The sequence below is a fragment of the Mesorhizobium sp. LSHC420B00 genome, from assembly GCF_000503055.1.
In the GTDB taxonomy this organism is placed as follows: Bacteria; Pseudomonadota; Alphaproteobacteria; order Rhizobiales; family Rhizobiaceae; genus Mesorhizobium.
This window is the reverse complement of sequence record NZ_AYVY01000018.1, coordinates 130,964-137,183: the sequence shown is the minus strand read 5'-3', so window position 1 is coordinate 137,183 and position 6,220 is coordinate 130,964. Positions and strand designations below refer to the sequence as shown.

6 protein-coding genes and 1 pseudogene are annotated in these 6,220 nt (G+C 58.9%); all 7 read left to right on the top strand.

Translation table 11 applies throughout. From position 1 onward, the window contains the following. Nucleotides 1-168, top strand: a pseudogene (locus tag X760_RS78075) (transcriptional regulator); the annotation flags it as partial. 4 nt (nucleotides 169-172) lie between these two features. Beyond that, complete coding sequence (locus tag X760_RS76555) at nucleotides 173-334, top strand: hypothetical protein (protein ID WP_156948152.1); 162 nt, start codon at nucleotides 173-175, stop codon at nucleotides 332-334. Between the two features lie 18 nt (nucleotides 335-352). Further along, nucleotides 353-1,864, top strand: a complete 1,512-nt coding sequence (locus X760_RS62130) for an alpha-N-arabinofuranosidase (protein ID WP_023720714.1) — start codon at nucleotides 353-355, stop codon at nucleotides 1,862-1,864. A 50-nt stretch (nucleotides 1,865-1,914) separates the two neighbouring features. After that, nucleotides 1,915-3,006, top strand: a complete 1,092-nt coding sequence (ugpC, locus tag X760_RS62125) for a sn-glycerol-3-phosphate ABC transporter ATP-binding protein UgpC (RefSeq protein WP_023720713.1) — start codon at nucleotides 1,915-1,917, stop codon at nucleotides 3,004-3,006. A gap of 19 nt (nucleotides 3,007-3,025) precedes the next feature. Further along, nucleotides 3,026-3,943, top strand: a complete 918-nt coding sequence (locus X760_RS62120) for a sugar ABC transporter permease (protein WP_051409714.1) — start codon at nucleotides 3,026-3,028, stop codon at nucleotides 3,941-3,943. Continuing rightward, a complete protein-coding gene (locus X760_RS62115; protein WP_031194496.1) occupies nucleotides 3,940-4,788 on the top strand; it encodes a carbohydrate ABC transporter permease in 849 nt (282 codons plus the stop codon). The genes X760_RS62120 and X760_RS62115 overlap by 4 nt, the downstream gene beginning before the upstream one ends. 95 nt (nucleotides 4,789-4,883) lie before the next feature. Then, on the top strand, nucleotides 4,884-6,203 hold the full coding sequence (locus X760_RS62110) for an extracellular solute-binding protein (RefSeq protein WP_023720710.1): 1,320 nt from the start codon (nucleotides 4,884-4,886) through the stop codon (nucleotides 6,201-6,203). The last annotated feature ends 17 nt before the right edge of the window (nucleotides 6,204-6,220 follow it).

Here is a 6,220-nt window from a genome sequence, read left to right as displayed (position 1 = left end):
AGGATTTCCGAAACCGGCCTCGCCGCACTCGATCTGAAGAGCCATCATTCAATCCGCGTCCGTATCGGCGTCAAGGACGACGCCAAGCGCCCCGGCGGGATCAACATTTTCGGCAAGGGCTTTGGAAATTACGATCAGGACATCCTGCTCCGGATCAAAACTGGTTGATATCATGAAACCGGGTTCTGAAGATAACGCAGCAATTTCAATGAACTGGCTTTCTGCTGAGCCAAAACCTTCGTCTAATTGTCCTACTTTTGGCTATTTTGGCTTGACGAAGAGCTGCCAATTCCTCTTTGATATCGGGCAAGATGATTTAAATCATCGTTTGTGATATCGATGGGAGGAATGCATGAAGGCAGCCGTTACGGCACATCCGCATTATGTTGTCTCGGAAATCGATCCGAGGCTCTACGGATCCTTCATCGAGCATCTCGGGCGGGCAGTTTATACCGGCATCTACGAGCCAGGCCATCCGACGGCGGATGCCAATGGCATGCGTCAGGACGTCATCGATCTCGTCAGAGAACTTAATGTTCCGATCGTCCGCTATCCCGGCGGCAATTTCGTCTCCGCCTACAATTGGGAAGACGGCATCGGCCCCAAGGAAGAGCGCCCGGTGCGGCTCGACCTCGCCTGGCATACGTCGGAAAGCAACGAAGTCGGCCTGCACGAATTTGCCGATTGGTGCACCTCCGCCAACACCGAGATGATGCTTGCCGTCAATCTCGGCTCGCGCGGCCTTGACGAAGCCCGCAACCTTCTGGAGTACGCCAACCATCCCGGCGGCAGTAAATGGAGCGACAAACGCATCGCCAATGGCCGCAAGGAGCCCTTCGACGTCAAGCTCTGGTGCCTCGGCAATGAAATGGACGGCCCCTGGCAGATCGGCCACAAGACCGCGGACGAGTATGGCCGCTTAGCGCATGAGACGGCCAAGGCAATGCGCGCCTTCTCCAAGTCGCTCGAGTTGGTGGTCTGCGGCTCTTCGAATGCCAAGATGCCGACCTACCCTGAATGGGAAGCGACGGTTCTCGACCATACCTACAACGAGGTCGACTACATCTCGCTGCACATGTATTTCGACAACGAAGCCAACGACGCTTCGAACTATCTCGCCATGAGCGAAAAGCTCGACGACTACATTGTCTCGGTCGCCGGCGTCATCGACTATATCAAGGCCAAGAAGCGCTCCAACAAGCAGGTCTACATCTCGTTCGACGAATGGAACGTCTGGTACCATTCCAAGGAGCAGGACAAGAAAATCCTCGGCGGCAGCGACGGCTGGCCATTCGCCCCGCCGTTGCTCGAAGACATCTATAATTTCGAGGATGTGCTGCAGGTCGGCCTGATCCTCAACACCTTCATCCGCCGTTCCGATGTCGTCAAGATCGCCTGCCTGGCACAACTGGTCAACGTCATCGCGCCGATCATGACCGTTCCGAATGGCCCGGCATGGCGGCAGACGATTTTTTATCCCTATCTGTTTGCTTCTAACTACGGCCGCGGCAATGCGCTAGATCTCAAGGTGGAAAGCCCGACCTATAAATCCACCGTTGCGGGCGACGTCGCCTACGTCGACATTGCCGGCGTGCACGACACGAAGACCGGCCACGTCACCTTCTTCGCCGTCAACCGCCATTCGAGCGAGGCAATCGAAACAGTGGTCGACCTCACCGGCTTCGGCGCAGCGGAAATCGTCGATCACCGGGTCGTGGCGCACGCCGATCTGAAAGCCGTCAATTCGGCCGAGAACCCAGGCAATGTCGGCCCAAGGAAGGGTGAGGGCGCCTCACTCGCCGGCGGCAAGCTGAGCCTGTCGCTGCCGGCCTATTCCTACCAGGTCATTCGCCTGAGGCTCTGAGTTCAGGCGGATCATCGAGACAAGCGCAAGCGCTGAGGAGGAGCGTCGACGTGACGGCCGATATCGAGATCAGAAACGTGAGCAAGCAGTTCGGTGCCATGACGGTGCTGGATCATCTGTCGCTCTCCATAAGGGCACGCGAATTCATCGTGTTCCTGGGGCCGTCCGGTTGCGGAAAATCGACGCTTCTTCGAATGATTGCCGGTCTCGAAGCTGTCGATAGCGGCGAGATTGCCATCAACAATGAGCGCATCGATCATCTGCCGCCGGGCAAGCGCGGCATTGCCATGGTGTTCCAGTCCTATGCGCTTTATCCGCATATGACGGTGCGCGACAACATGGCCTTCGGGCTTGCGAATATCGGCGTTCCAGGCAAGGTCATCGAGGCGCGCATCAACGAAGCCGCCCGCATCCTCGAAATGCCGCATTTGCTCGATCGCAAGCCGGGCCAGCTCTCCGGCGGTCAGCGCCAGCGCGTCGCCATCGGCCGTGCGATCGTCAAGGAGCCGAAGGCGTTCCTGTTCGACGAGCCGCTCTCCAATCTCGATGCGGCGTTGCGCACCCGCACCCGCATCGAACTTGCCCAGCTTCATCAGCGCCTGCAGTCGACGATGATCTTCGTCACCCACGACCAGGTCGAGGCAATGACGCTCGCCGACCGCATCGTCGTCATGAACAATCGCAAGATCGATCAGATCGGCACTCCGATGGAGATCTACGAGCGTCCGGCGACCAAATTCGTCGCAGGGTTCGTCGGTGCGCCGGCGATGAACTTCGTTGATGCGACGCTCAACAAATCCGGCGAGAACGCCACGGCCAGGTTTGCGGACGGCATCTCGGTGCAGACCGAGATCGCCTCCAGCCAATTGACCGATGGCAAGTACACTTTCGGCATCCGTTCGGAAGACGTCCGTATCGTTGCCGCCGGACAGGGCAATGCCGATGGCGTGGTCGATGTGCTCGAGCGGCTCGGCGAACGCACCCTAATCTACGCGCGGCTGGGCGATGGCCAGCAGATAGTCGGTTCCGATGCCGGCAACAGTCGCGTCGCCGTCGGCGACAGGATCGGGCTCGCCTTCGACGGCCAGAAATCGCATCTGTTCAATGAGACCGGCCGCGCCTGGCATGCGAGGGAGGCCTGAGATGGTTGACCGGCTGGCGATGTCCCCGACCGCGACGCTTGCTGTCGGCGCCAGAACGCCGACCGCCGACATCTATGCGCCGCAATGGCGAAACTTCATTTTCGTTGCGCCATTCTTGTTCTTCTTCACGACGCTGCTGCTCTTCCCGCTGCTCTGGGGGATGTGGCTGAGTTTCCACAAGGCCGACACGTTCTCGTCCGGAAATTTTGTCGGTTTCGGCAATTACGTCAGGCTGTATCACGACAAGGTCTTCCTGCAATCGATCTGGAACACCTTCTACTTCGTGCTGCTGACGGTGCCGACGCTGGCGCTGATCGGTCTTTTCCTGGCGCTTTGCCTCAATCGCCGGACGCGCACTGCTGCGGTTTTGCGGACGCTGTTCTTTTCCTCGTCGGTGCTGTCGGTCACCATCGTCACGCTGATCTGGCGCATCGTCTTCATTCCGAATGTCGGCCTGTTGTCGACGATCTACGGATGGTTCGGCGCGACCGCGCCGGCTTTCATTTCCGATCCCAACCTGGCGATGGTCGGCATCGCCATTGCCACCATCTGGTGGTGCATCGGCCTGCCGATGATGCTCTTTCTCTCGGCGCTCCAGCAGATTCCGCAGGATATCTACGAGGCGGCGGCGCTGGACAATGCCAATCGCTGGCAGACGCTACGCTCGATCACGCTGCCGTCGATCAAGCGGACCTTCATCCTGGTGATCATTATCCAGATCGTGCTGCAATTCCAGCTGTTCGGCCAGGCTTGGCTGATGACGCGGGGCGGTCCGAACAACCTGACCAAGCCGATCGTGCTCTACATCTACGACACCGCATTCCGCCGCTGGGATCTCGGCCTGGGCGCCGCTGCATCGGAAATCCTGTTCATCCTCATCCTGATCGCGGCCATGGCCCAGTACCTGGTGACACGCAGCAGGGGAGACCAGGCATGAGCGCTCCAGCCGCTTCCATCAAGGGACGGGCATTTGGCGACCATTTGTTATTGGCCCTGGTCCTCCTGCTTTCGATCGTCATGATCGCGCCGGTTCTGTGGGTCATCGGCCTGTCACTCAAGGACAATGCGGAGCTGATGGCAGATCCGAATTCGGTGTTTCACGCGCCCTATACGCTGAAGAACTACATCAACACGGTCGGCACCTCGTCGGTGTTCATCTGGGTGCGCAACAGCATCATCGTCTCGGGCGGATTGACGCTCGGCACCTTGATCCTGTCGTCGCTCGCCGGCTACGGCTTTGCACGGCTGAATTTCCCCGGCCGAGACGTGCTGTTCGTGATCGTGCTGTTCGGCCTGGCGGTCCCGGAGCAGGCCGTGCTCGTCGCCCGTCACCAGATCTTCAGCATGCTGAAGTTCCACAACACCTTTCAAGGGCTCATTCTGCCGGGCCTTTCGGCTCCGTTCGGCGTCTTCCTGATGACCCAGTATTTCAAAGCCATCCCGAAGGAGTTGGACGAAGCCGCCATGCTCGATAACGCCAGCCGGCTCAGGATTTTCTGGAAGGTGCTTCTGCCGCTCACGCTGCCTGCGCAGGCAACGCTCGGCATCTTTACCTTTCTCGGCGCGTGGAACGATTATTTCTGGCCGCTGATTTCGGCAACGAGGAAGGACATGTTCACGCTGACGGTCGGCATGGCCTCGACGCAGACCAACTTCGCCCAGTCCGAAGGCATCGGCTTCCTGATGGCGCAGGCGGTGTTTGCCGGTGCACCGATCCTGATCGTCTACCTGTTTTTCCAGAAATACATCGTCACGGCGGTCTCCGGCGCTGCGGTGAGATAACGAAGATTGCCTGACGGCCGGGGGGAATGCGCAGCGATTGAAGCACGAAGGCCAATCCAGGGTGGAGCGGCGGAAACTCAGTAGGAGGAACTGATATGAAACTGAAGAAAATGCTGTTTGCCGCAGTCTCTGCGGGCGCAATGATGCTCGCAAATCCAAGCTTCGCGGCCACGGAACTGAGCGTGCAGCGCTTTTTCGGCGCCTGCGATGCCGATTTCGGCACCAACACCGATCCCACCAAAGCCGTTGGCGAATGCGGAATCATCACCTCGCTGATCAACAAGTTCAACGCCGACAATCCCGATGTCCACGTCAACGTCACCACCGTGGAATGGCCCGGCTACGATCAGCTGACCGCGCAGTTCGCTTCAGGCGACGCTCCGGACATCGTCACGATCCATGAATCCGTACTGTCGGATTATCAGTCGAAGGGCCTGTTGATGCCGCTCGACGATCTCTTGAAGTCAGTCGGCGTGACACCCGACGCCTTCACCGACGCGGCGCGCAATGGCGCCACCAAAGACAGCAAGATCTATGGCCTGCCGATCGACAGCTGGACGATGCTCTATCATGTCAACATGGATCTTTTCAAACAAGCCGGCCTCGTCAGTGCCGACGGCACGCCGATTTTTCCAAAGTCGCCCGAGGAACTGCTCGCCCAGGCCGAACAGTTCAAGCAGAAGACGGGCAAGCCTTATTTCGTCCAGAACCTGACCAATGAGACTGCGCTCTACACACGCAATCTCTACACTTATCTTTTCCAGCAGGATTCCGATTTCTTTGCCGATCCGAAGCATGTGAAGTTGAATACGCCGGAAGCCAAGAAGGTCGTCGAGATGTACAAGGCGATCTTCGAGAAGGGCTACACCACCAAGGACCTCGATTATGGCGGCTCGATCAATGCCTTCCTTGCCGGCGAGGGTGGCGTCCACCTCAACGGCACCTGGGTGGTCGGCGATTACAACGCCCAGTCCGAAACCAAGGGTACGGCGCTCAACAAGGGCGGCTATGCGGTTTATCCGTATCCGCAGCTGTTTGGCGGCACCCACGCGCAATATGCCGACGGCCACACCTGGGCCGTGTCGCAGAAAGACCGCACGCCTGAACAGATCGCGGCCATCGGCAAATTCCTGAAGTTCTTCGCCGACAACGACTTTGAGTGGTCGCGCACCGGTCACCTGCCCGCCTACAAGGCCGTCATCACCTCGGACGCCTTCAAGGCCCTGCCGCATCGCAACACGATCTCTGCGGTCGCCGACCTCGGCAAGCCGCTGCCGTCGGCCGTACAGCGCCAGTTTGCGATCCAGGACATTATCGGCGAAGAGATGAGTGCAGCAATCAGTGGCCAGAAGGACGTCGACACCGCCCTTGCCGACATGGAAAGCCGCGTCAACGAATTGCTCGCCAACATTTGACCACGGGTTTCGAAAGG

Excerpts from the sequence above, each read along its gene's own strand:
- X760_RS62110 (WP_023720710.1), top strand. The coding sequence starts at position 4,884 with ATGAAACTGAAGAAAATGCTGTTTGCCGCAGTCTCTGCGGGCGCAATG.
- X760_RS62130 (WP_023720714.1), top strand. The coding sequence starts at position 353 with ATGAAGGCAGCCGTTACGGCACATCCGCATTATGTTGTCTCGGAAATC.
- X760_RS62115 (WP_031194496.1), top strand. The coding sequence starts at position 3,940 with ATGAGCGCTCCAGCCGCTTCCATCAAGGGACGGGCATTTGGCGACCAT.
- X760_RS62120 (WP_051409714.1), top strand. The coding sequence starts at position 3,026 with ATGTCCCCGACCGCGACGCTTGCTGTCGGCGCCAGAACGCCGACCGCC.
- X760_RS76555 (WP_156948152.1), top strand. The coding sequence starts at position 173 with ATGAAACCGGGTTCTGAAGATAACGCAGCAATTTCAATGAACTGGCTT.